Genomic DNA, 21,830 nt, shown 5'->3' with positions numbered 1-21,830 from the left:
CTCTTGAGAGAGTTTCTCCCAAAAGGTGTCTCTCTTAACTCACTAACGACAGAAGAACTCAATCACTACGTCTCTGCTATCAATGACAGACCTAGACGACTTCACAAGTATAAAACCGCAAATATTTTGTTTGGGCTAGCCCAAACAGCTTAACCTCTGGAACTCTAGTTATCAATGAACTTGTTGCACTTGACTTGACAAGTGGGGATCATATAATTTTTTTGATTTTAAAGAAAAACAGCTTGACAATTGGAAACGATTGCAATAAAATAAAATTAACTTAAACGTTTAAGCTGAACAAGGTTTTCTTTATTAAAATATTTGTGAGGTATTATCATGAAAAAAGGATTTTACATTTTAACAATTGCAGCACTTTCTTTTACTTTAACTGCTTGTAGTCAAAATTCACAAACTAGTAGTTCTTCTGGAACGAGTACATCAGAAGTTTCATCCAATAAGGTAACTTATTATGATAGTGATGGTAAAACTATTTTAAAAACAGCTGAGGTAAAAACGACTGCAGATGCTTTAGAGTACGTTCCAACAAAAGATGGCAAAATTTTTGTTGGTTGGTTTATTAAACCAGATTATTCACGAAAATTGACAGAGAGTAGTAAATTGACAAATAATTTATCACTTTATGCAGGATTCTCAACTTATGAAGAAGATGCACGTCAATTTATTGTTGTTGGGAACGGGAATAGTGATGTTTTAAAGGCATCTAATTGGGGAGCTACTGTCAATGATGAACATAAATTGACTAAAGAAGATAGCGATGATAGTAATCTTTACACTATTACATTGATATTAGAAGAAGGAGATGAGTTCCAATTTGCCATTAATAGCAGTTGGGAAAACCAAAGAGGTTTTGGATATTTAGAAACTACTAGTATTGATGGTGTGACCTATCTTGAAAATTCAGGTGGTCTAGGAGAAACGTCAAGCAAACGTTCGAATATTAAAGTAGCAAAGGCTGGAACATACACATTTACTTTGACCACACATCCTGCCGAAGACACTTATGATACTGAAAACTCTGAATATGCTGATGATAAGAAGGAGTCCTTCAATATTAATAATTTTGATACAATCACATGGACCTATGAAGAGTAAAAATATAGAGACTAGGATTTATCCTAGTCTCTATACAAGAATGTTATGATTACTAATTTCTGTACGTTGTGAAGCCCATTCAATTGCTTGAAAGACCTTGTCAAATTTTTCTTCAGAAAAATTAGGAATATACAATTTGGTTTCAGAAGATGAAAGTAAATTATTTAAAATTGAATCTATAACTAATATATTTTTATGGTTATTTGAGGTAAGGTCATCTACTGTTTCAATAAAGACTAGAGAGGGAAAAACTTCTTTTAAACGTTCTCTTCTCACACAATCTTCAATAGGTAGACTCAGAAAAGTAAAATTCTGTCCTTTGAAGTAAGTGTTTGCTAGTTCTTTCAATTTTTGAAGGTCAGAATTAATTTGAAAGAAGAGTGGGTCATTGACGAAACTATCAAGCGCAATCAAAGGAGCGAAATTGGCATTACCAATTCTGTAAAAATCATCTTTATTGATATCTAAAGTCAGTATAACATCAGCTAAATCAAACTTTTCGATATGTGGCTCACTCAGACACATTAAATGATAGTTTTTATCATGAAGAAAGTTTGACAATTTATTAATAAAATGAAGTTGTTCAGCTTTTTTTAAATAGGAAGTTGCCTCTTTATAGTATAAAGCGACAATATATGACTTTTGAGTGACGAGTGATTTTGCTGTTTGATTGGGTGTATAGTTGAGAAGATTGATAATTTGTAGAACTTTATTTCGAGTTTCAGGGCTAATTTTTTGATCTTCACGATTATTGATAATGTATGATACGGTAGCCACAGAGACCCCAGCTTCACGAGCGACATCTTTCATAGTAATCTTTTTCATAGATTTGTTATATAAAAAAATGATTAAAAAGTCAAATTATAATTAGCATAGGAGAGTATGAAATGAATGAAGCAGGAATGTTACATATTCCAGATTCACGATACTGTTTTGCATTAAGTAATCATGAGTTGGTCATTAGACTCAGAATGGCAAAAGAAGATAAGAAAACACGTGTTTATCTTCTTTATGGGAAAAAGTACAACTATCATTTTGAACGTAGTAAAGTGGAAATGCTACTAAAATTTGAAGATAAGACCTTTGTCTATTTTGAAATTAAATTAAACCTAGAGGACACTCGATTGGCTTATATTTTTAAATTGGATAGTGGTAATCAACAGTACTATTTCAGTGAAGATGGCCTAACAAAAACATATGATTTTGATAATGGTTTTTATAATTTCTTTCAAATGCCATACATTAATGAGGTAGATATTTTTCCAACTGTTGACTGGATGAAAGAAAGTGTTTTTTATCAAATTTTTGTGGATCGTTTTTCACAAGGAGATTTTGATAAAAATCAAGATTATATTGATATGAAGTGGGGAGATAAACCAACTCCTAAAAATTTTGCAGGAGGTGACTTAAGAGGTATTATCAATCATCTTGATTATCTCTCTAATTTGGGAATCACAGCAATTTATCTAACACCAATCTTTAAGTCCCCTTCAAATCATAAATATGACATTATTAATTACTATTTGATTGATGAACATTTTGGCTCTTTAGGAGATCTAAAAGAACTGATTGAAAAAGCTCATCAAAAAGGTATGCGTGTTATTTTAGATGCGGTTTTTAACCATTGTAGTATGGAGTCAAAGGAATTTTCAGATGTTATGACCAAAGGTGTCAATTCTCCTTATTATGATTGGTTTTTGATCAATGGCGATTATCCAGATCCTGAAAGCGTTAATTATGAATGTTTTGCTTCTTGCAACTATATGCCAAAATGGAATACTTCTAATTCAAAAGTTCAGGAATTTTTGATTAATGTCGGCTTATATTGGATTAGAGAAGCAAATATTGATGGTTGGCGATTAGATGTATCAGATGAAGTTTCTCATGATTTTTGGCGTCAATTTAGAAAAGCAATCAAAGCTGAGAAATCAGATTGTGTGTTGATTGGTGAAAATTGGCATGATGCTTATCCATACCTAATGGGGGATCAGTATGATAGCATTATGAATTACGCTTTTACTAAAGCCTGTTTAGATTATTTTGCTTTTGATAACTTCAATGCGTTTGATTTGTCTCATCAATTAAACCAAATTTTGATGAGAAACAAGAGTCAAGTCAATCAAATGAATCTAAACTTACTTGATTCTCATGACACTCATCGTATTTTAACACAAGTTGGAAAATCAAAAGATAAATTATTAGCTGCTATCGCTCTAATGTTTGCTTTTCCGGGGGTTCCTTGTCTCTATTATGGAACGGAAATTGGTCTTGAAGGTGGTTATGATCCAGATTCACGTCGAACTTTTGATTGGGACGAAAAAAATTGGGATAAGGAATTTTTAAATCATATAAAAGCGATTATTTCTATGAAAAAGAATAAATGTATCCAAAATGGTGATGTTTCTATCTCGAGTAAGGATGATTTACTTATCATCAAACGTAAATGGAAACAGAATGTTTTGACTTTTCAAGTTAATTTAGGAGCTAAAAAACAGGAGGTCGTTTTATCGGAGTTTATTTTATTGGACAAAGGAGTGCAAGAAAATAGATTTTTATTACCATATGGTTATGTCTTTTATGAAACATAGGAGAAGATAATGAAACTAAAAACATTAAGCGCTATTTCCCTAACAGTGATTCCAAGTTTAATTTTAGCAAATTTTTGTCATCCTTTTCCTTCAAACCAGACTAATTCTACTGGTGAGAGTAGTATTTTTAACGGTGAGTTAGAAAAAGGAGCTGTTATTAAAGTTCTTGAAAATAATACAGCAATTTCTAAAGGTTACTTTTCTGAGTTAATTGCGGCTTTTAATGAAGCTTATTCGGATTATAATATAACGGCAGTAGATGCTAATACAGACCAATATGTTGATTTGGCTAATGATGGTCCTTATGGTTATGGACCCGATGTTTTATATCAAGCTAATGATGTTATCATGCAATACGCAGAAGATCAGCATATATACCCATTACCTGTGGAAGAGCTAGATGCTTATGATACAACTTCTTCAGCAGCATGGAAGGCCTTTGAGGTTGAGAAAGATGGTACAACTTATACTTGTGGTGTACCCGTTAATGTTCAAACGCCTATGCTCTACTATCGGAAGGATTTGTTACCAAGCGATTGGCAGGAAAATTGGGATGATAATAACAATGATATTCCTGATATGATCGAAACTTGGTCTAGTTTACTAGAATTTTCACAGGAACGTCATGCTGATAATGCTTCCCAATATGGTTACATGGAATCACTTTATGATTCTTATTTCTCAAGTGGTTTTCTCTTTTCTTATGGAGCTTATATCTTCGGTGATAATAATACAGATACTAACGATATAGGTTTTGTGGCTGGTGATGCTGAAAAAGGGGCTAAAATTATTCAACAATTGGCTTCTGCTATGAATGAAGAAAGTATTGACGATACGATTACGACTAGTGCGTACACTAAACTAGCAGATGGAACCTATTTTGCAACTATGTCAACTCCTGATGTTTACTCAACGTTTTTAGATGAGTTAATAAAAACTTATGAAAGCGAAGGAAAATCTGAGGAAGAGGCAAAAGAGTTGGCTAGTGAAAATCTTGTAATGGTTAGTCTACCACAATTGCCAGAAAGCGGTGATTTAACGGATGATTCTTCAGAATTGATTGACACCAAAACGATGGGTGGTGTTAATGGTTACGCTATAAGCGCTTATACGAATTATCCGAATGCAAGTCTTGCTTTTATTAATTTTGCTACTAGTTATGAAAATATTGTTAAGCGCTATGAGATGTTGGGTGTAGTACCTACGAGAGAAGATGTGGTAAAAGAAATTGGTGGAGTAACAGATGCTGTATACGAAAATCTTGAAAATGACAACATTGTTCTTATGCCATCAAATGCAGCAGTTTCACAAATTTGGACACCAACACAAACTTTTTTTGCTGATATCACAAAGGATGTTTTTCGCTCTGAATCTGATAAAAAATATAAAACAAATGAAGATCTTAAACAAGGGCTAGAGAAAGTGACACAACAGATTAGCGATGCTATTCACACGTTAGAATAGGAGAAAAGATATGTTTAAGCGAGGAATAAAGGCTTTAAGGGAAACATCTGTTGAAGCTAGGACATCCGTATTTTGTATGGGGTTTGGTCAATTCCTTTATGGACAAAAAGTTAAAGGGATATTATTTTTTGGAATAGAATTAGCATTTTTGAGTTATTTTTTCTTAAGAGGTTTTCAAGATATGGTTGGTTTCTTCACTCTTGGTACTCAAAAAGCTGATACTTGGTTTGGTATAGAGGGTGATAATTCCGTTATCATGTTACTCATGGGGATTTTGAGTTTTATTTTATTAGCACTTGCTTTATACCTATACTACCTCAATGTAAGAGACGCCTTACATCTTGAGCAACTTAGGCGTGAAGGTAAGAAAATACCAACTTTCCGAGAAGAAATTGCAATTATTATGGACAGAGATTTTCCGTTTTTCGTATTGTCTGTACCAGTTTTGGGAATTATGGTTTTTAGTGTTCTACCTATTATTTTCATGATTTTAATTGCATTCACTAATTACGGTGGAAAGATCGTTCCTCCTGAGTTAGTAAGTTGGGTTGGACTGAAGAATTTTGTCAAAATTATTTCTCTTTCTCAATTTGCCCCAACTTTTTTCAAAATACTCAGTTGGAATATTGTCTGGGCAATTTTATCCACGGGACTGAATTATTTTGGTGGTTTAGCATTGGCATTGCTTTTTACGAATAAGCGTGTCAAAGGGAATGCAATCTGGAGAGCTTTTCCAATTTTAGCTTACGCAATACCAGGTTTTATCAGTTTACTAGCTTTTAAATTTATGTTCTCTTATGGTGGACCAATCAACCAAATCATACAAGGTTGGGGACACCAAGCCATAGGCTTTCTTGATGTTGATGCTAAATGGTCAGCGCGTGTTATTGGGCTTTTGGTAAATGCTTGGATTGGAGTGCCGTCTATTATGCTGTTAGCAACTGGGTTATTATCTAATAGAGATGAATCACTTTATGAAGCTGCAGAGATTGACGGGGCGAATAAGTGGGCGCAATTCACAAAAATTACGTTGCCATACATCATCACAGCAACCACTCCTGTTCTTATTGGTCAATTTGTAGGGAATTTCAATAATTTTGGTATTTTTTATTTCTTAAGAGGCGGTCTGTATTTGGATAATTACTTTTTAGCGAGTGATACAGATTTGCTGATTAATTGGTTATACAACCTTTCTATTGATAATAATTATTATAGTATTGGAGCTAGCATTAGTTTGGTTATTTTCCTCTTAACATCAATTGTTTCACTATCAGTTTATGTTCGTTCATCATCATATAAAGAAGGAGGAAATTTCTCATGAAAAAATGGTCAAATATTTTTCAAACATCAGGAATTTATCTCGCACTTCTTTTGGTGAGTTTTATATTTCTGTTTCCATGTTTATGGTTGATATTAGCTTCTTTTTCAAAATCAGGAACTATCTACTCCTTTGAAGGATTTTTTCCAAAATCTTATAGTTTAGATAGTTTTACAACTCTGTTTACAGATACCGATTTATATAACTATCCTAAGTGGTTTATGAACACCCTTTTTATTGCAACAGCGAGTTGTATTTTGGGAACGCTATTAGTCATTTTAACAGCTTATGCGATATCTAGATTTCAATTCAAGGGGAAGAAAGCATTGATGAAAACAACTATGGTTCTTGGGATGTTTCCTTCCTTTATGGGAATGATTGCGGTTTATTTATTAATGACTCAATTTAACTTGATTAATCAATTATGGGGATTAATTTTAATTTATAGTGCAGCAGCACCAATGGGGTATTTGACACAAAAAGGATTCTTTGACACAATACCTCATAGTATTGACGAAGCGGCAAGGATAGATGGTGCGACAAGCTTTCAAATTTTTTGGCATATTCATTTACCGCTATCTAGACCGATTATTACCTATACAGCTTTGACAAACTTTGCTTGGCCTTGGAGTGATTTTATTCTACCTAAATTACTATTAAAAGAAAAGAATCTTTATACGGTCGCTGTTGGCTTAATGAATTTAGATGAAACTGAGTTTGCTCGTTTTGCAGCAGGAAGTGTCTTTATAGCAGTTCCGATTGTAATACTTTATTTTTTACTTGTTAAAAATATGGTAAGTGGCATGACAGCAGGAGCAGTGAAATGAGGAGAGAAGAATATGAAAAAAAGAATTTTAAAGTTTTGTTTAGGAGCAGCAACATTAACAACTTTGATGGCTGTGTCTTTTCTGCAAAATACTGTTTTTGCGGAAAGTTATAATTCTGTAAGTAATAAGGCAGATTTTTCGTCAGATGTTATCTATCAGATTATTACAGATAGATTTTATGATGGTGATATTACTAACAATCCAAGTGGTGATATTTTTGATCAAAGTAACCTTAGAAAATATCATGGTGGAGATTGGAAAGGTATCATTGAAAAAATCGAGGATGGTTACCTCAAAAAATTAGGAATAACTGCAATTTGGATTTCATCTCCTGTTGAAAATATCACAACACTTGATCCAACAAGTAATAGCGCTTCTTATCATGGGTATTGGGCTAGAGATTTCTTCAATACTAATTTGGCATTTGGAACACAAGATGATTTTAAAGAATTAGTATCGGTTGCTCATCAAAATAATATTAAAGTAGTAATTGATTTTGCTCCTAACCATACATCAACCGCGGAATATACTGGATATACTTTTCCAGAAGATGGCTCATTATATAAAAATGGTAACCTAGTAGGATCATTTTCTAACGATGTAAATAATATTTTTAATCATGAGTCTTGGACAGACTACAGTACCTATGAAAACGGTATCTACCACAGCCTATATGGTTTAGCTGACTTGAATAACTTGAATCCAACTGTTGATAATTATCTTAAGGAAGCTATAGATACTTGGATAGATTATGGAATTGATGGTATCAGGGTTGATGCTGTAAAACATATGTCACTAGGATGGCAAAAAAATTGGTTAAGTCATGTTTATGAAAATACTGGATTATTTGTTTTTGGTGAATGGTATACTGGAGGTACTGTCGCAGAGGAAGATATGACATCGTTTGCTAATGATAGCGGTATGAGTCTATTAGATTTTAGATTTGCAAACGCAATTAGAAATCTTTATTCAAATAGTGCGTACACCATGCAAGATTTTTACGATGTCTTAAAAGCAACAGAGAGCGACTATGAAGAAGTTAACGATCAGGTAACATTTATTGATAATCATGATATGAGTCGTTTTTCAACGTTAGTTAACAATAATCAATCAGCAGTTAATCAAGCTTATGCACTATTATTGACTTCTCGAGGAGTACCAACAATTTATTATGGAAGTGAGCAATATGATGAAGGAACAAGTGACCCAGATAATAGGGCTGATATAAGTTCGTTTAATCAAGACACTACTGCTTATCAAGTAATTAGCAAGTTAACGAATATAAGAAAAAATAATCAAGCATTGGCTTATGGATCTACCGAAGAAAGATGGATCAACTCAGATATTCTTATTTTTGAAAGGAAATTTGGCTCAAGTGTAGCTTTAGTTGCTGTAAACAAGGGAAGTAGTAGTTATCATATTGATAATTTATATTCAAGTTTACCTTCAGGGAACTATAAAGATCAACTTGATTCACTGTTATCGTCTGGATCTATTTCTGTAAATAATGACGGAGTTGTTAATGCGTTTGATCTTGATGGGGGCGAAGTAGGAGTCTGGGTGTATGATGGTGATACTGATACTGTTACTATTGGGGATATTGATCCATCAGTTGGTATTGTAGGTAACGAAGTTACAATTACGGGTAGTGGATTTGGTAATAATACTGGTCAGGTTAGATTTGGAACAACTGTAGCAACTGTTACAAGCTGGTCGGATTCATTAATCAGGGTTAAAATCCCAACTGTTTCTGCAGGTGATTACGATGTTACAGTAACTGGTAGTAATGGTAGTGAAGATACTTTCTTAGATTTCGAGGTGCTAACATCAAGTCAAATTCCAGCTAGATTTATTGTAAACAATGCTGAAACGTCGTATGGTGAAAACGTTTATATTGTTGGCAATGTTAGTGAACTTGGGAATTGGAATCCTGATAAAGCGGTTGGAGTCTTCTTTAATTCAACAGCAACAATAGCTCAGTATCCATCATGGTTTTATGATATAAATGTTCCAGCCAATACCCAAATTGAATATAAGTTTATCAAAAAAAATCAAGCTGGAGAAGTTGTTTGGGAAGGTGGAGAAAATCATACTTTAACAACAGGGACTACAGCAGAAATTATTGAACAAAATTGGCAAAAGTAATAGTGGTTGTATTATATAGTTATTCAGTTTGCTTGTAGTATTAGCTCCGTCAGTTTTGGGAGAGAGTAGTGGATGTGAGAAATACCACGAACAAATCTGCAATAAATCGCTATGCTGAGATGTTCATACGAACCACGAAGAGTGAAGAAGGACTTTTTGTTTGACCTCCTATTCATTGTAGTAATAAAAGAAAAACTGAAGGTTTATAAAAAGATAAAAAATCAGTGTATGAATATACACAGCACCCCGATAGTATTTAGTCTAATTTTTGGGGTGCTGTTTATTTTTTAAAGGAAGTCAGGGAATCTCTTCGGCCTGTTTGTCTCGCTTTTATATTGTGGTTTTTTGATATGCTCTCTTTTTTCTATCCGCATTTCGTGCTATAATAATAAGGACTATATTTTTGGGAGAGATTTTCAAAATGGCAACTTACAATCACAAAGACATTGAGCCCAAATGGCAGGAATTTTGGGCAAAAAATCATACTTTTAAGACGGGAACAGATGCAGAAAAGCCAAACTTTTATGCCCTAGATATGTTCCCTTATCCGTCTGGTGCGGGCTTGCACGTTGGTCACCCTGAGGGCTATACGGCGACGGACATTCTCAGCCGTTACAAGCGTGCCCAAGGCTGCAACGTCCTTCACCCAATGGGGTGGGATGCCTTTGGTCTGCCAGCGGAGCAATACGCTATGGACACGGGAAATGACCCAGCTGACTTTACAGCTGAAAACATTGCCAACTTCAAGCGTCAGATTAACGCCCTTGGCTTTTCTTACGACTGGGACCGTGAGGTTAATACGACTGACCCTAACTACTACAAGTGGACTCAGTGGATTTTCACTAAGTTGTATGAAAAAGGCCTAGCCTACGAGGCAGAAGTGCCTGTAAACTGGGTAGAAGAATTGGGAACAGCTATCGCCAACGAAGAGGTCCTTCCTGACGGAACGTCTGAACGTGGTGGTTATCCAGTTGTCCGCAAGCCAATGCGTCAATGGATGCTGAAAATCACTGCCTATGCAGAGCGTTTGCTCAATGATTTGGAAGAAGTTGATTGGCCAGAGTCTATCAAGGATATGCAGCGCAACTGGATTGGTAAGTCAACTGGTGCCAATGTGACCTTCAAGATTAAGGACACAGACAAGGACTTCACTGTTTTCACAACTCGTCCAGATACCCTATTTGGTGCGACCTACGCTGTCCTTGCCCCTGAGCATGACTTGGTTGATAGCATCACATCGCCAGAGCAAGCAGAAGCAGTAGCAGAGTACAAACGCCAAGCTTCTCTCAAATCAGACCTTGCTCGTACAGACCTTGCCAAAGACAAGACAGGTGTTTGGACAGGTGCTTACGCGATTAACCCTGTCAATGGTCGTGAAATTCCAATCTGGATTTCAGACTACGTGCTGGTTAGCTACGGAACAGGTGCTATCATGGCTGTTCCTGCCCATGACGAGCGTGACTGGGCATTTGCTAAACAATTTGGCTTGGACATCATTCCAGTTTTGGAAGGTGGCAATGTAGAAGAAGCGCCTTATACAGAAGATGGTCTTCACATCAACTCGGACTTCCTAGATGGTCTCAACAAGGAAGAAGCCATTGCCAAAATGGTGGCTTGGTTGGAAGAAAATGGTCTCGGTCAGGAGAAAATTTCTTACCGCCTCCGTGACTGGCTCTTCAGCCGTCAACGTTATTGGGGTGAGCCGATCCCAATCATCCATTGGGAAGATGGCACTTCCACAGCAGTACCTGAAAGTGAGTTACCTCTGGTATTGCCAAAAACCTCAGACATCAAGCCGTCAGGTACAGGGGAGTCACCTCTTGCTAACTTGACAGACTGGTTGGAAGTGGTGCGTGAAGACGGTGTCAAAGGTCGCCGTGAGACCAACACCATGCCACAATGGGCGGGTTCTAGCTGGTACTACCTCCGCTATATCGACCCACACAACGATGAGAAATTGGCAGACGAGGAGCTTCTCAAAGCTTGGTTGCCAGTGGACATCTACATCGGTGGGGCGGAGCATGCGGTTCTTCACTTGCTTTATGCTCGCTTCTGGCACAAGTTCCTCTATGACCTTGGCGTTGTGCCAACCAAAGAGCCATTCCAAAAACTCTTTAACCAGGGCATGATTTTGGGAACTAGCTACCGCGACAGCCGTGGTGCCCTTGTAGCGACCGATAAGGTGGAAAAACGCGATGGTTCTTTCTTCAACATCGAAACTGGTGAGGAGTTGGAGCAGGCACCTGCTAAGATGTCTAAGTCTCTTAAAAATGTGGTTAACCCAGATGATGTGGTCGAGCAGTTCGGTGCGGATACTCTCCGTGTCTACGAGATGTTTATGGGTCCACTTGATGCGTCAATCGCTTGGTCAGAAGAAGGCCTCGAGGGCAGCCGTAAGTTCCTTGACCGTGTTTACCGCCTCTTGACGACCAAGGAGCTTGTGGCGGAAAATAGCGGAGCGCTTGATAAAGTTTACAATGAAACTGTGAAGACGGTGACAGAGCATATTGAAGACCTGAAATTCAACACGGCTATCGCTCAGCTCATGGTCTTTGTCAATGCCGCCAACAAAGAAGATAAACTCTATGTTGACTACGCTAAAGGCTTTGTCCAATTGATTGCCCCATTTGCGCCACACTTGGCAGAAGAACTCTGGCAAGGTCTAGTAAATACTGGTGAATCAATCAGTTATGTCGCTTGGCCAACATGGGACGAAAGCAAGCTAGTAGAAAGCGAAGTGGAAATCGTTGTCCAAATCAAGGGCAAAGTTCGTGCTAAACTCGTGGTTCCAAAAGATGCCAGCCGTGAAGAGCTAGAAGCACTAGCGCTTGCTAACGATAAAATTAAAGTCGACATCGCAGGTAAAGATATTGTCAAAGTCATTGCAGTACCAAATAAACTGGTTAATATTGTAGTGAAATAGGATAGATTAATGTTCTAAGCAGGGGCTTTGTGATTGACGAAGTAAGGCTTAAAACATGAGGAAAAGACTGAAGAAAGGTTGGGACATTTAGCCCAACCTTTTTTAACAATGTTTGAAATATTTAGTAAAAATTCACTTAATCCGCTAAGAAATCGTTTACAAGAAAATATGAAAAGAGTAAAATAAAGAAGAATGAAGGTAAGGGAGAGATTATGAAAATTAAAACTCAACTAATTGAAACTATTGCATCTAAAGCTATTCATAAAATCACATTGGTCAATGATTTCGGAATTGAAGCCTCGTTTTTAACATTGGGAGCAACGTGGCAAGAATTTCTGGTGCCTAGAGCAAATGGTGGGAAGAAAAATCTTATTATTGGTTTTGACCAACCAAGTACTTATTTGACCAACGGTCTTTGTGCTGGTCAGTCAATTGGGCGTGTCGCAGGCAGAATTGATAGTGGTCGTTTTGAAATAGATGGGAAAGTTTTTTCCGTTCCCCAGAATGAAAAAGGAAATTGTCTGCATGGAGGTAATCAGGGCTTTCATAAGCAAGTTTGGGATTATGATGTAGAGGAAAGCAAGGACAAAGTCACTCTCATTATGACCTATGAACCCAAAGAAGCACTTGATGGTTTTCCTGGTGATATGAAAGTAGAGGTGCGGTTTAGCTTGGACAATGCCAACCGTCTAACAATCACTTACAAAGGCTCTCAGGCCAGTCAACCAACACTTTTTAACCCAACTAATCATGTCTATGTCAATCTGTCTGACCGTCAAGATTTGACTAGTCACCATTTGACTTTAGCAGCAGATGCCTACTTAGAAACTCGGGATGATCTGATTCCGACAGGGAAACAGGTGGATCCTACAGGAACAGCCTACGATTTTAGAAATGGCCAAAACCTTGGTCAGTCACTTATGAAAATCGGTGGTTATGATGATGCCTTTGTAGTCAGTCCTAATATGGAAAGTCCTCTTGGAATTCTCAAAGACCAAGACAGTGGTGACCAATTAGCGCTTTATTCGGACAGAAATGCTTGGGTCATCTACACTATGGGTGGTATTTCAGATGGAATTTTTCCATCGCGGGACAAAGGCAGAGCAGCTAAGGAATTTGAAGCTGTGGCTCTAGAGGCTCAATTCTTGCCAGATGCTATCAATCATCAGGGATTTGGCGATATTGTTTTGAGGCCTGGTCAAGAAAAAATCTATCATATTGCCTTTGAGTATCGCAGTTCCAGCTAATTCGCTGTCTCTTCCATTGGCAACTAGGAGTAACGGCAGAATTGACACAGAAAAGACCTTAACATTTTTACTTGTTATATTTTGTGGAAGTGGTAAACTAACGATGTAAACGATTTCTTTTTGGATTAAATAATAACAAAGGGCTATGCCTGAAAAGAATGGAGGAATTCTAATGTCAGTGTTTTATGTTCCAGCAGTCAATCTGATTGGTCGCGGTGTGGTCAAAGAAATCGGCGGTCATATCAAGGAATTAGGGTACAAGAAAGCACTTTTGGTGACTGACCATTTTATTGCCAACAGTGAGATTTTACCAAAAGTAACGGCTCCGCTAGATGCTGAAGGGATTGCTTATGTGATTTTTAGCGACGTGGAACCAAATCCTACTTGTAAAAATGCCTATGACGGCCTAGATATCTTGAGGAAAAATGATTGCGACTTTATCATCTCAGTCGGTGGTGGATCGCCACAGGATGCGGCTAGTTGTATTTCTATCATGGCAACTAATGATATGACACCACAAGAACTTGAGGGGCTACACAAATCAACCAATAAAGGGCTACCAGTTGTTGCAATCAATACGACTGCTGGTACTTCGGCAGAAATCACCATCAATTATGTTATCACTGATGAAGAACGTAAGGTCAAGATGGTCATGGTTGACAAAAACAGCCTTGCCTTGCTCTCTGTCAATGATCCTGAACTTATGTTATCAAAACCAGCTGCTCTGACCGCAGCTACGGGGATGGATGCCTTAACCCACGCCATTGAAGCTTTAGTTACCCCGGGTGCCTACGATGTGACTAAGAAATTATCTATTGGTGCTATTGAACTCATCAAAGAATACCTGCCTCGGGCTGTTGCCAATGGTCAAGATATTGAAGCTCGAGAAGCGATGGTTAATGCTATTTTTCTTGGCGGTATGGCATTTAATAATGCTGGACTGGGTTATGTGCATTCTATGGCACATCAATTAGGAGCTGTTTACAATTTGCCACATGGGGTCTGCTGTGCCATGATTTTACCAGTTGTGGAAAAAGAAAATGCCAAACGTGTTCCTGAAGCTTTCCGCAATGTGGCTAAAGCTCTAGGACTTCATACAGAAGGAAAAAGCGATCAAGAATGTGCGGCCTATGCCATCTCAGAAATTGAAAAATTGTCTGAAACTGTTGGCATTCCAAAAAAATTAACAGAATTGGACATCAAGGAAGAAGAATTCGACTTTGGATATTTGTCTAAGAATGCGCTGATTGATGCCTGTGCTCCGGGTAATCCCTTTATGCCAACCTTAGAGGAAACCATTGCTTTCTATAAAGAACTTTTTTAATAGTGTAGTAGAAAGATAGAAACCGCAAAGATTATGCTTTGCGGTTTTGATTTGGCTATTGTAAAGGTAATACATTTCAAAAATCAGATTCAGATGTTGTTGACTTAATTGATGAGCCTTAAGTCTACCTCTATCAGCATTTTCTGGTCTGACTTTGTATAGAAACAGAAAGCTGTAGATGAACTTCACTGGGTAAGATAACCTTTTATAGTCAATTAGTTTTTCTTTTATGACTTCGATGAATGAAGAATTTTCGTTTCCTTATTTCAAACTTCAACTGATTCATGATTATTTGAAATCGCCATGCCGTACTCCAGCACTGCCTGCAACTCGTTGCCTAGTACTAAAAGCAAACTGAAAGACCCATAAAGGTGGTAAAAAGAAAAAACCTTGATTTAACAAGGTTAATAGTAGTTTGAAAAATCCTCCCTGTAGGGCTCGAACCTACGACCCATGGATTAAGAGTCCACTGCTCTACCAACTGAGCTAAGGAAGGAGTAAGCTGTATTGGCACCGGTGATCCATGTTTTGTATTGAACCCGCGCAATAAAGCAGGTGGGCAACTCGCTCCTCTTAAAGTAGCTTCCGCGTGTAACGGCCTGCAAACTAGAGGAAGACTTTTGTTTCCCTAAAATACAAAAAAATAGTCGGTCAACACATTGGTATGGATTCGTATGCCACAGCAATTTATCTGTACCATTATCATATCATTTTTTGAAAAAATTTCAAGGGGTAAATTCAATTTTTTGCAATCGCTTGCTGAAACATTTTCAGAGTAGTTAGTCAGAAAGTCTGTCAATTCGCTCTTTATTGGCTCCTAATGCTCGTTCATATTTTCCGGTATCACTGGCTTTAAAATAGTTTCTTCCCAATAGCTGATCGGGTAAATATTGTTGTTTGACCCATTTTTCGGGGTAAGCATGAGGATACTTGTAGTCTTGAGCATTGCCTAGTTCTTTACTACCAGAATAGTGACCATCGCGCAAGTGTCTTGGAATGGGTAAGTTGCCAGATTTTCGTAAGTCTGTCAAGGCGGCATCGATAGCTGTATAAGCTGAGTTGGATTTTGGAGATAGAGCCAAATCAATCACTACGTTGGCAATCAGAATGCGTGCTTCAGGAAAACCGATGCGTTGTGCGGCTTCTAAGGCCGTAACCGTGTGAAGTTGCGCATCAGGATTAGCAAGCCCAATATCCTCATAGGCAATCACGGTCAGCCTGCGAGCTAGGCTTGGAAGGTCTCCTGCTTCAATCAAGCGTGCAGCGTAGTGGAGGGAAGCATTGACATCAGAACCCCGAATAGATTTTTGTAAGGCTGAGAGGATATCATAGTGAGCATCACCGTCTTTATCCATGGTAATATAGCTGCGCTGGAGACTATTTTCCACGGTGTCTAGTGTGATATGTCGGTTACCTTGGTCGTCTGCCTGTGTTGACATAACCGCCAAATCCAAAGAATTAAAGGCTGAACGCAAATCACCGTTGGTTGCTGTTGCGATAAAATCCAGTGCTTCTTCATCAAGATGAACGTCAAAAGCAAAACCACGATCCCGATCCGACAGTGCGGTCTGTAGCGCTTTTTTGATGTCATCAATAGACAGAGGCTCTAGTTCAAAAATTTGTACACGTGAGCGAATAGCTGGTGTCACTGAAAAGAATGGATTTTCAGTTGTTGCCCCAATCATGATAATATGACCATTTTCTAATAAAGGAAGGAGGAAGTCCTGTTTAGTCTTATCAAGGCGATGGATTTCATCTAAGAGTAGGACGAGACCACCTGAGAACTTAGCTTCTTCAGCAATTTCTTGAAGACGCTTTTTGCTGTCAGTCGTTGCATTGAAAGTACGAAAAGCGTATTTGGTCGTCCCAGCAATAGCACTGGCGATGGATGTCTTTCCAATGCCAGGAGGACCATAAAGAATCATAGATGAGAGCATGTTGGCCTCTACCATACGACGGATGATTTTCCCCTCGCCGACCAAATGCTGTTGGCCGATGACTTGGTCAATGACTTTAGGGCGCATGCGAAGCGCAAGATTATCTGGCATAGCTGTCCTCCAAGTTGTAGGTGTAGATTAGATCGTCCACGTAATGTTCATCAATGTAAAATTGATTTTTCAGTCGAGCTTCTTGCTTAAAGCCTAGTTTCTGGTAAAATGGCAGTGCGTCTTGATTGCTAGAGAGGACATGGATGACGACTTTTTTGTAGTTTTCTCTGGCCTGATTCAAAAATACTTCAATCAATTTTCGTCCAACACCAAGACCACGGCTTTCTTTGGCTACGGCAATGCCAAAAGTGACAATATGGCTACCGCTTGGAAAGGGATAAGCATCCTCATAATTCAGTACTCCTACAATCTCTCCCCCCTCAAGAGCAACTAAAAACTGCGTGTTCATTTCAACTTGTTGAATGATTTTCTCTCGCGATGCCACTGGTAGGGGAGCGGGAGTGGTGTGACTGGTCCAGACCATATTTTCCAAAGAAACGACTTGGTCAATATCTTCCAGTTCCATTGGTCGAATAATCATAGTTTCTCCTTTTTCGCAAAAGTCTTACTGTCATTGTAGCACAAATGTTACTGATAGAGGTGATTTTCCTTGCTTCTTTCACTGCTAGACTATGAGGAGATGATTTTTTGGATTAGTGTTAGGTGTTTTTACCTGATTGCCGGAAATTAGCCTGTTTTTGGAGCAGTAGGGATTACGTGTGACAATTGAACTGTAAAATATCTATCGTGAGAAAAAATCATGTTATAATAGGGTAAATGATTTTTAGAAGAGGATAACAAATGTCAAAATATGGCTTTTTATCAGTAATTGAAGAAGAAATGGATAAGAATTTTGCTTATGACTATGCTATGGATTGGGACAAGAAAAACCACGCGGTAGAGTTGACCTTTGTATTGGAGGCGCAAAATGCTAGTGGTGTCGAAACCATTGATGACCAGGGCGAGGTGTCCAGTGAAGATATTGTTTTCGAGGACTACGTGCTTTTTTATAATCCTGCCAAGTCCATGTTTGATGCGGACGACTACTTAGTGACTATCCCTTATGATCCTAAGAAGGGCCTCTCACGTGAGTTTTTAGCCTACTTTGCCCAAACACTCAACAAGATAGCTACGCAAGGGCTCGATGACCTCATGGACTTCCTGAGCGACGAGACTGCCATTGACTTTGGCCTTGACTGGGATGCGGAGGCTTTTGAAAAAGGCAGAGCAGAGTTGGAAGAAACAGAATTTTTTGGCTATCCGAGGTATTGAGATGGTTCATGAAATGTTATTGGCTCCAAAACCTTTTGAAATGATGAAGTCTGGTCAGAAGACCATTGAGCTACGACTTTATGATGAGAAGCGCAAGTATATACAAATTGGAGATCGCATCCGTTTTTATTGTACAGAGAATCAGACGCAAACGATCGAGGTGCAAGTATTAGATCTTCACATATTTGATAATTTTGCTCAGTTATACAAAGAACTGGATTTATTATCTTGTGGGTATACGCAAAGCAGTATCAGAGAGGCGAAACCAGAAGATATGGAAGTTTACTATTCGCGAGAACAGTTAGAACAATATGGTGCAGTAGGTATAGAATTGAGGGTAATAGATTCTATTTGACATTCCGTTTCCTCTCTTGCTTGACTGTGGGTGAAACTTTTGCTATTATAAAAATAGAAAAGGCGTTGAGTTCCAGCTCAACGCCCAGTAGGACCGCTAAACGGTGGTTCAGTTCGTTAGATTAAATAACCGTCAGAACTGTGTCAAAGTTTGCTGACGGTTATTTTTTATCTCGAATAGCTAAAATGATGACGATTATCAAGCTCAGCATTTCAACAAGTAGACTTGCGAATGTGAGCATGACAATCAGTCCATCAGCTACGGACAAAAGCATTCCTCCTTTCTAGCAGATTTGCTGTCCACTTCCATGGGCCTCACCTCCGTTCAGAAACTTGGAACCACCGTCTCAAACTTTCCTACACATGTTTATTCGCAGTGCGATTAGAAAATTTTCGAAAAAGTATTATTATGGTTCCATTGCGTAACATTAACTTGTAAAATAGGCTAGAAATCGGTACAATAATTTTAAATAAAATTGTATACAATTTGTAAATAATGGATGAGAAAATACTTTGGAGGAAAAATGAACATCACTTATATTGTTGGAAATGGATTAGATATACAATACGGCTTAAAAACAAAGTATAAAAATTTTTATGAATTTCAAAATGAAATTTATCAGAGAAAGAAAGAGAATGAAAACTATTCCAATTTTATTTACGAAGCTCTTTTCAAGGATAAAGTGAATGATTATGAGAACTGGTCAGACTTTGAATTAGCAATCGGAAACTTAACCAAGAAAAATGTTGAAATTACGAAAACCAATGATACAAAAGAAAAGTTTATTAATGATTTGTCTGAAGTAATTGATGACTTACGATTTTATTTAAATGATGTTCAGAATTCATTTGAATATGAGCAAAATACTATTGATTTCGGCGAGACATTCAATCGCTTAATTAGCGATTTACCTAAACTAAATCAGCCACTAGTCACTAAAATTTTTAATGAAAATAAGTTTGAACATGATATTGTTAATTTAGTGACGTTAAATTATACCAATGTATTAGATAAATTATTTGAAAAGTCGACGGATACATACAGAAACAATTATCGTTCTAATTCAAATTCAACGTATAATTTTATCGTGAGGAGACCGATTCACTGCCATGGAAGTTTGGAATTGAACACAATTCTTGGTGTCAGTAATTCGGGACAAATATCGGATGAATTTTCTGAGGAACAGAGCGAATTTTTAATTAAAAATTTGAGTCTCTCTGGAGTTCGTGAGAACCTAGACATTAGAAACGAACAAATTATCAAAAATTCAGATATTCTTATTATCTATGGAGCATCCTTAGGCGAGACAGATAGCTATCTTTGGGATAAAGTGGCAAAACGCTCAATAGAACGTGGTGTCCCTATAATTATTTACCATTATGTTGAAAATTTTGATGCAGGAAATCCAATTCGAGTGAAACGACTATATAAATTTTTTGAAGATAGGTTTGTTAATAATTGCGGTATTGACTCGGAGTTAGAACAGAAATTGAGGCAAAATATTATTACTGTTATTGGTAAAAGTATTTTTAATTTAGTTGAAATAGAATAGGAAGACATATGAACTCATGGCAAGAATTAACGATTCACGTGCATCGTGATGCAGAAGAGGCAGTTTCAAATCTCATGATTGAAACGGGCAGTCAGGGGGTGGCTATTAGCGACTCGGCTGATTATGTGGGACAGGAGGATCGCTTCGGTGAACTCTATCCCGAGGTGGAGCAGTCGGATATGATTGCGATTACGGCCTATTATCCTGATACTTTGGATATAGAGGAAATCAAGGCAGATTTGGCAACTCGCCTGGCGGATTTGACGGGCTTTGGTTTGGAAACGGGTCAGGTCAGCCTAGAAAGTCAGGAACTGGCGGAGGAGGACTGGGCTGAGAATTGGAAGAAATACTATGAGCCAGCCCGTATCACGCATGATTTGACCATTGTGCCTAGCTGGACCGATTATGAGGCTAGCGAGGGTGAGAAGACAATTCGCCTCGACCCTGGTATGGCATTTGGTACAGGAACTCACCCAACCACAAAAATGAGTCTTTTTGCACTTGAACAAGTACTTCGTGGCGGTGAAACGGTCCTTGATGTCGGTACTGGTTCAGGTGTGCTTTCGATTGCAAGTTCACTACTCGGGGCAAAAGACATTTACGCTTATGACCTTGATGAAGTAGCTGTGCGCGTGGCACAAGAAAATATTGAGTTGAATGCTAATACTGAAAATATCCACGTGGCTACGGGAAATCTTTTGCAAGGTGTTGACATTCAAGCAGACGTTATCGTGGCAAATATCCTTGCGGACATTTTGGTCAATATGACAGAAGATGCTTATCGTCTTGTCAAGGATGAAGGTTATCTTATCATGTCAGGTATCATTAGTGAGAAGTTGGATATGGTGCTTGAAGCAGCTTATAGCGCAGGCTTTTTCCTTGAGACCCACATGGTTCAGGGAGAGTGGAATGCTTTGGTGTTTAAGAAGACAGATGATATTTCAGGTATAATAGGAGGCTAGATGCAGCAGTATTTTGTAGCCGGGCAAGCTCAAGATGTCGTTACAATCACAGATAAAGATACGATTAGGCATATGTTCAACGTCATGCGTTTGGCAGAAGACGACGAAGTTATTCTTGTCTTTGATGACCATGCGAAGCGTTTGGCAAAAGTCATTGATAGTGCTGAACACCGTTTTGAAATCATTGAAGAACAGGATAGCAATGTTGAATTGCCTGTTTCCGTGACCATTGCCATGGGCTTTCCAAAGGGAGATAAGCTCGAATTTGTCGCCCAAAAGGCAACGGAGTTAGGCATGTCAGCCCTCTTGGCATTTCCAGCTGACTGGTCTGTGGTCAAATGGGACGGTAAAAAATTAGCTAAAAAAGAAGAAAAACTGAGTAAAATCGCCCAAGGTGCAGCTGAACAATCTAAACGCAATGTCATCCCGCAAGTTAAACTCTTTGAGAAAAAAGCAGCTTTTCTAGCGGAACTTGAGCAATTTGACAAGATTTTCGTTGCTTATGAAGAATCAGCAAAAGAGGGCGAGACGGCTGTTTTAGCGCGTGAATTGTCACAAATGAAATCAGGAGAGAAAATTCTCTTCATCTTTGGTCCAGAGGGTGGTATTTCGCCAGAAGAAATTGAAGCATTTGAATCAAAAGGTGGTTTAAAAATAGGTTTAGGACCACGTATCATGCGCGCTGAAACCGCACCACTATACGCTTTATCGAGCACTAGCTATGCCTTGGAATTGATGAAGTAAAAAAGAAG

18 protein-coding genes, 1 tRNA gene and 1 pseudogene are annotated in these 21,830 nt (G+C 38.1%); 15 read left to right on the top strand and 5 right to left on the bottom strand.

Annotated elements, in window-relative coordinates; genetic code table 11:
• A pseudogene (locus A3I7_RS14265) lies at positions 1-153 on the top strand (IS30 family transposase); the annotation flags it as partial.
• A 183-nt stretch (positions 154-336) separates the two neighbouring features.
• Positions 337-1,113, top strand: a complete 777-nt coding sequence (locus A3I7_RS0112245; protein ID WP_018377022.1) for an InlB B-repeat-containing protein — start codon at positions 337-339, stop codon at positions 1,111-1,113.
• A 30-nt stretch (positions 1,114-1,143) separates the two neighbouring features.
• Here A3I7_RS0112245 and A3I7_RS0112240 read toward each other — a convergent pair whose 3' ends face one another.
• The gene (locus A3I7_RS0112240) at positions 1,144-1,938 is read right to left on the bottom strand and encodes a LacI family DNA-binding transcriptional regulator (RefSeq protein WP_026217256.1); all 795 of its coding nucleotides are present in this window, start codon (positions 1,936-1,938) and stop codon (positions 1,144-1,146) included.
• Positions 1,939-2,000: 62 nt separating this feature from the next.
• Between A3I7_RS0112240 and A3I7_RS0112235 the strand changes: the two genes are divergently transcribed.
• The 8 genes from A3I7_RS0112235 to A3I7_RS0112200 all read left to right on the top strand — a co-directional run bounded on the left by A3I7_RS0112235 (position 2,001) and on the right by A3I7_RS0112200 (position 14,949).
• Entirely contained in the window at positions 2,001-3,701 is a 1,701-nt protein-coding gene (locus tag A3I7_RS0112235; protein ID WP_018377020.1) for a glycoside hydrolase family 13 protein, read from the top strand.
• Between the two features lie 9 nt (positions 3,702-3,710).
• Positions 3,711-5,165 (top strand): sugar ABC transporter substrate-binding protein, encoded by a 1,455-nt coding sequence (locus A3I7_RS0112230; protein ID WP_018377019.1) that lies wholly within the window; start codon positions 3,711-3,713, stop codon positions 5,163-5,165.
• Positions 5,166-5,175: 10 nt separating this feature from the next.
• A complete protein-coding gene (locus A3I7_RS0112225; RefSeq protein WP_018377018.1) occupies positions 5,176-6,486 on the top strand; it encodes a carbohydrate ABC transporter permease in 1,311 nt (436 codons plus the stop codon).
• A complete protein-coding gene (locus tag A3I7_RS0112220; protein ID WP_018377017.1) occupies positions 6,483-7,310 on the top strand; it encodes a sugar ABC transporter permease in 828 nt (275 codons plus the stop codon). Before A3I7_RS0112225 ends, A3I7_RS0112220 begins: the two co-directional genes overlap by 4 nt.
• Positions 7,311-7,322: 12 nt before the next feature.
• A complete protein-coding gene (locus A3I7_RS0112215) occupies positions 7,323-9,455 on the top strand; it encodes an alpha-amylase family glycosyl hydrolase (RefSeq protein ID WP_018377016.1) in 2,133 nt (710 codons plus the stop codon).
• A 421-nt stretch (positions 9,456-9,876) separates the two neighbouring features.
• Positions 9,877-12,378 carry a leucine--tRNA ligase gene (gene leuS, locus A3I7_RS0112210; protein WP_018377015.1) on the top strand — a complete coding sequence of 834 codons (2,502 nt, stop codon included), beginning with the start codon at positions 9,877-9,879 and terminating at the stop codon, positions 12,376-12,378.
• A 212-nt stretch (positions 12,379-12,590) separates the two neighbouring features.
• On the top strand, positions 12,591-13,625 hold the full coding sequence (locus A3I7_RS0112205) for an aldose epimerase family protein (protein WP_018377014.1): 1,035 nt from the start codon (positions 12,591-12,593) through the stop codon (positions 13,623-13,625).
• A gap of 172 nt (positions 13,626-13,797) precedes the next feature.
• Positions 13,798-14,949: an iron-containing alcohol dehydrogenase gene (locus A3I7_RS0112200; RefSeq protein ID WP_018377013.1), complete on the top strand. Its 1,152-nt coding sequence runs from the start codon at positions 13,798-13,800 to the stop codon at positions 14,947-14,949.
• 423 nt (positions 14,950-15,372) lie between these two features.
• Here the strand turns inward: A3I7_RS0112200 and A3I7_RS0112195 are convergent.
• The 3 genes from A3I7_RS0112195 to A3I7_RS0112185 form a co-directional block, all read right to left on the bottom strand.
• Positions 15,373-15,445, bottom strand: a tRNA-Lys gene (locus A3I7_RS0112195).
• Positions 15,446-15,728: 283 nt separating this feature from the next.
• Positions 15,729-16,997, bottom strand: coding sequence for a replication-associated recombination protein A (locus A3I7_RS0112190; RefSeq protein ID WP_018377012.1), 1,269 nt, complete (start codon positions 16,995-16,997; stop codon positions 15,729-15,731).
• Positions 16,987-17,478, bottom strand: coding sequence for a GNAT family N-acetyltransferase (locus A3I7_RS0112185; RefSeq protein ID WP_018377011.1), 492 nt, complete (start codon positions 17,476-17,478; stop codon positions 16,987-16,989). The genes A3I7_RS0112190 and A3I7_RS0112185 overlap by 11 nt, the downstream gene beginning before the upstream one ends.
• A gap of 260 nt (positions 17,479-17,738) precedes the next feature.
• On the opposite strand from A3I7_RS0112185, the gene A3I7_RS0112180 reads away from it, so the two are divergent.
• Both A3I7_RS0112180 and A3I7_RS0112175 read left to right on the top strand, forming a co-directional pair.
• Complete coding sequence (locus A3I7_RS0112180) at positions 17,739-18,209, top strand: DUF3013 family protein (RefSeq protein WP_018377010.1); 471 nt, start codon at positions 17,739-17,741, stop codon at positions 18,207-18,209.
• Position 18,210: 1 nt separating this feature from the next.
• Positions 18,211-18,564, top strand: a complete 354-nt coding sequence (locus tag A3I7_RS0112175; RefSeq protein WP_018377009.1) for an ASCH domain-containing protein — start codon at positions 18,211-18,213, stop codon at positions 18,562-18,564.
• A 160-nt stretch (positions 18,565-18,724) separates the two neighbouring features.
• Here the strand turns inward: A3I7_RS0112175 and A3I7_RS14690 are convergent, their stop codons facing one another.
• Entirely contained in the window at positions 18,725-18,832 is a 108-nt protein-coding gene (locus A3I7_RS14690) for a putative holin-like toxin (RefSeq protein WP_220125338.1), read from the bottom strand.
• A gap of 255 nt (positions 18,833-19,087) precedes the next feature.
• Here A3I7_RS14690 and A3I7_RS0112165 point away from each other — a divergent pair, with 255 nt between their 5' ends.
• From A3I7_RS0112165 to A3I7_RS0112155, 3 genes are read left to right on the top strand one after another with little or no spacing between them, the layout of a single operon-like run.
• Positions 19,088-20,116: an AbiH family protein gene (locus tag A3I7_RS0112165; RefSeq protein ID WP_018377008.1), complete on the top strand. Its 1,029-nt coding sequence runs from the start codon at positions 19,088-19,090 to the stop codon at positions 20,114-20,116.
• Positions 20,117-20,124: 8 nt separating this feature from the next.
• The gene (gene prmA / locus A3I7_RS0112160) at positions 20,125-21,078 is read left to right on the top strand and encodes a 50S ribosomal protein L11 methyltransferase (RefSeq protein ID WP_018377007.1); all 954 of its coding nucleotides are present in this window, start codon (positions 20,125-20,127) and stop codon (positions 21,076-21,078) included.
• Complete coding sequence (locus A3I7_RS0112155) at positions 21,079-21,822, top strand: 16S rRNA (uracil(1498)-N(3))-methyltransferase (RefSeq protein WP_018377006.1); 744 nt, start codon at positions 21,079-21,081, stop codon at positions 21,820-21,822.
• Positions 21,823-21,830: the final 8 nt, after the last annotated feature.

It is taken from the genome of Streptococcus orisratti DSM 15617 (assembly GCF_000380105.1).
Taxonomy (GTDB): domain Bacteria; phylum Bacillota; class Bacilli; order Lactobacillales; family Streptococcaceae; genus Streptococcus; species Streptococcus orisratti.
This window is presented reverse-complemented; position numbering and strand designations above follow the sequence as displayed.

Coding starts and splice junctions, on each gene's coding strand:
- A3I7_RS0112245 (WP_018377022.1), top strand. CDS start 337: ATGAAAAAAGGATTTTACATTTTAACAATTGCAGCACTTTCTTTTACT.
- A3I7_RS0112240 (WP_026217256.1), bottom strand. CDS start 1,938: ATGAAAAAGATTACTATGAAAGATGTCGCTCGTGAAGCTGGGGTCTCT.
- A3I7_RS0112235 (WP_018377020.1), top strand. CDS start 2,001: ATGAATGAAGCAGGAATGTTACATATTCCAGATTCACGATACTGTTTT.
- A3I7_RS0112230 (WP_018377019.1), top strand. CDS start 3,711: ATGAAACTAAAAACATTAAGCGCTATTTCCCTAACAGTGATTCCAAGT.
- A3I7_RS0112225 (WP_018377018.1), top strand. CDS start 5,176: ATGTTTAAGCGAGGAATAAAGGCTTTAAGGGAAACATCTGTTGAAGCT.
- A3I7_RS0112220 (WP_018377017.1), top strand. CDS start 6,483: ATGAAAAAATGGTCAAATATTTTTCAAACATCAGGAATTTATCTCGCA.
- A3I7_RS0112215 (WP_018377016.1), top strand. CDS start 7,323: ATGAAAAAAAGAATTTTAAAGTTTTGTTTAGGAGCAGCAACATTAACA.
- leuS (WP_018377015.1), top strand. CDS start 9,877: ATGGCAACTTACAATCACAAAGACATTGAGCCCAAATGGCAGGAATTT.
- A3I7_RS0112205 (WP_018377014.1), top strand. CDS start 12,591: ATGAAAATTAAAACTCAACTAATTGAAACTATTGCATCTAAAGCTATT.
- A3I7_RS0112200 (WP_018377013.1), top strand. CDS start 13,798: ATGTCAGTGTTTTATGTTCCAGCAGTCAATCTGATTGGTCGCGGTGTG.
- A3I7_RS0112190 (WP_018377012.1), bottom strand. CDS start 16,997: ATGCCAGATAATCTTGCGCTTCGCATGCGCCCTAAAGTCATTGACCAA.
- A3I7_RS0112185 (WP_018377011.1), bottom strand. CDS start 17,478: ATGATTATTCGACCAATGGAACTGGAAGATATTGACCAAGTCGTTTCT.
- A3I7_RS0112180 (WP_018377010.1), top strand. CDS start 17,739: ATGTCAAAATATGGCTTTTTATCAGTAATTGAAGAAGAAATGGATAAG.
- A3I7_RS0112175 (WP_018377009.1), top strand. CDS start 18,211: ATGGTTCATGAAATGTTATTGGCTCCAAAACCTTTTGAAATGATGAAG.
- A3I7_RS0112165 (WP_018377008.1), top strand. CDS start 19,088: ATGAACATCACTTATATTGTTGGAAATGGATTAGATATACAATACGGC.
- prmA (WP_018377007.1), top strand. CDS start 20,125: ATGAACTCATGGCAAGAATTAACGATTCACGTGCATCGTGATGCAGAA.
- A3I7_RS0112155 (WP_018377006.1), top strand. CDS start 21,079: ATGCAGCAGTATTTTGTAGCCGGGCAAGCTCAAGATGTCGTTACAATC.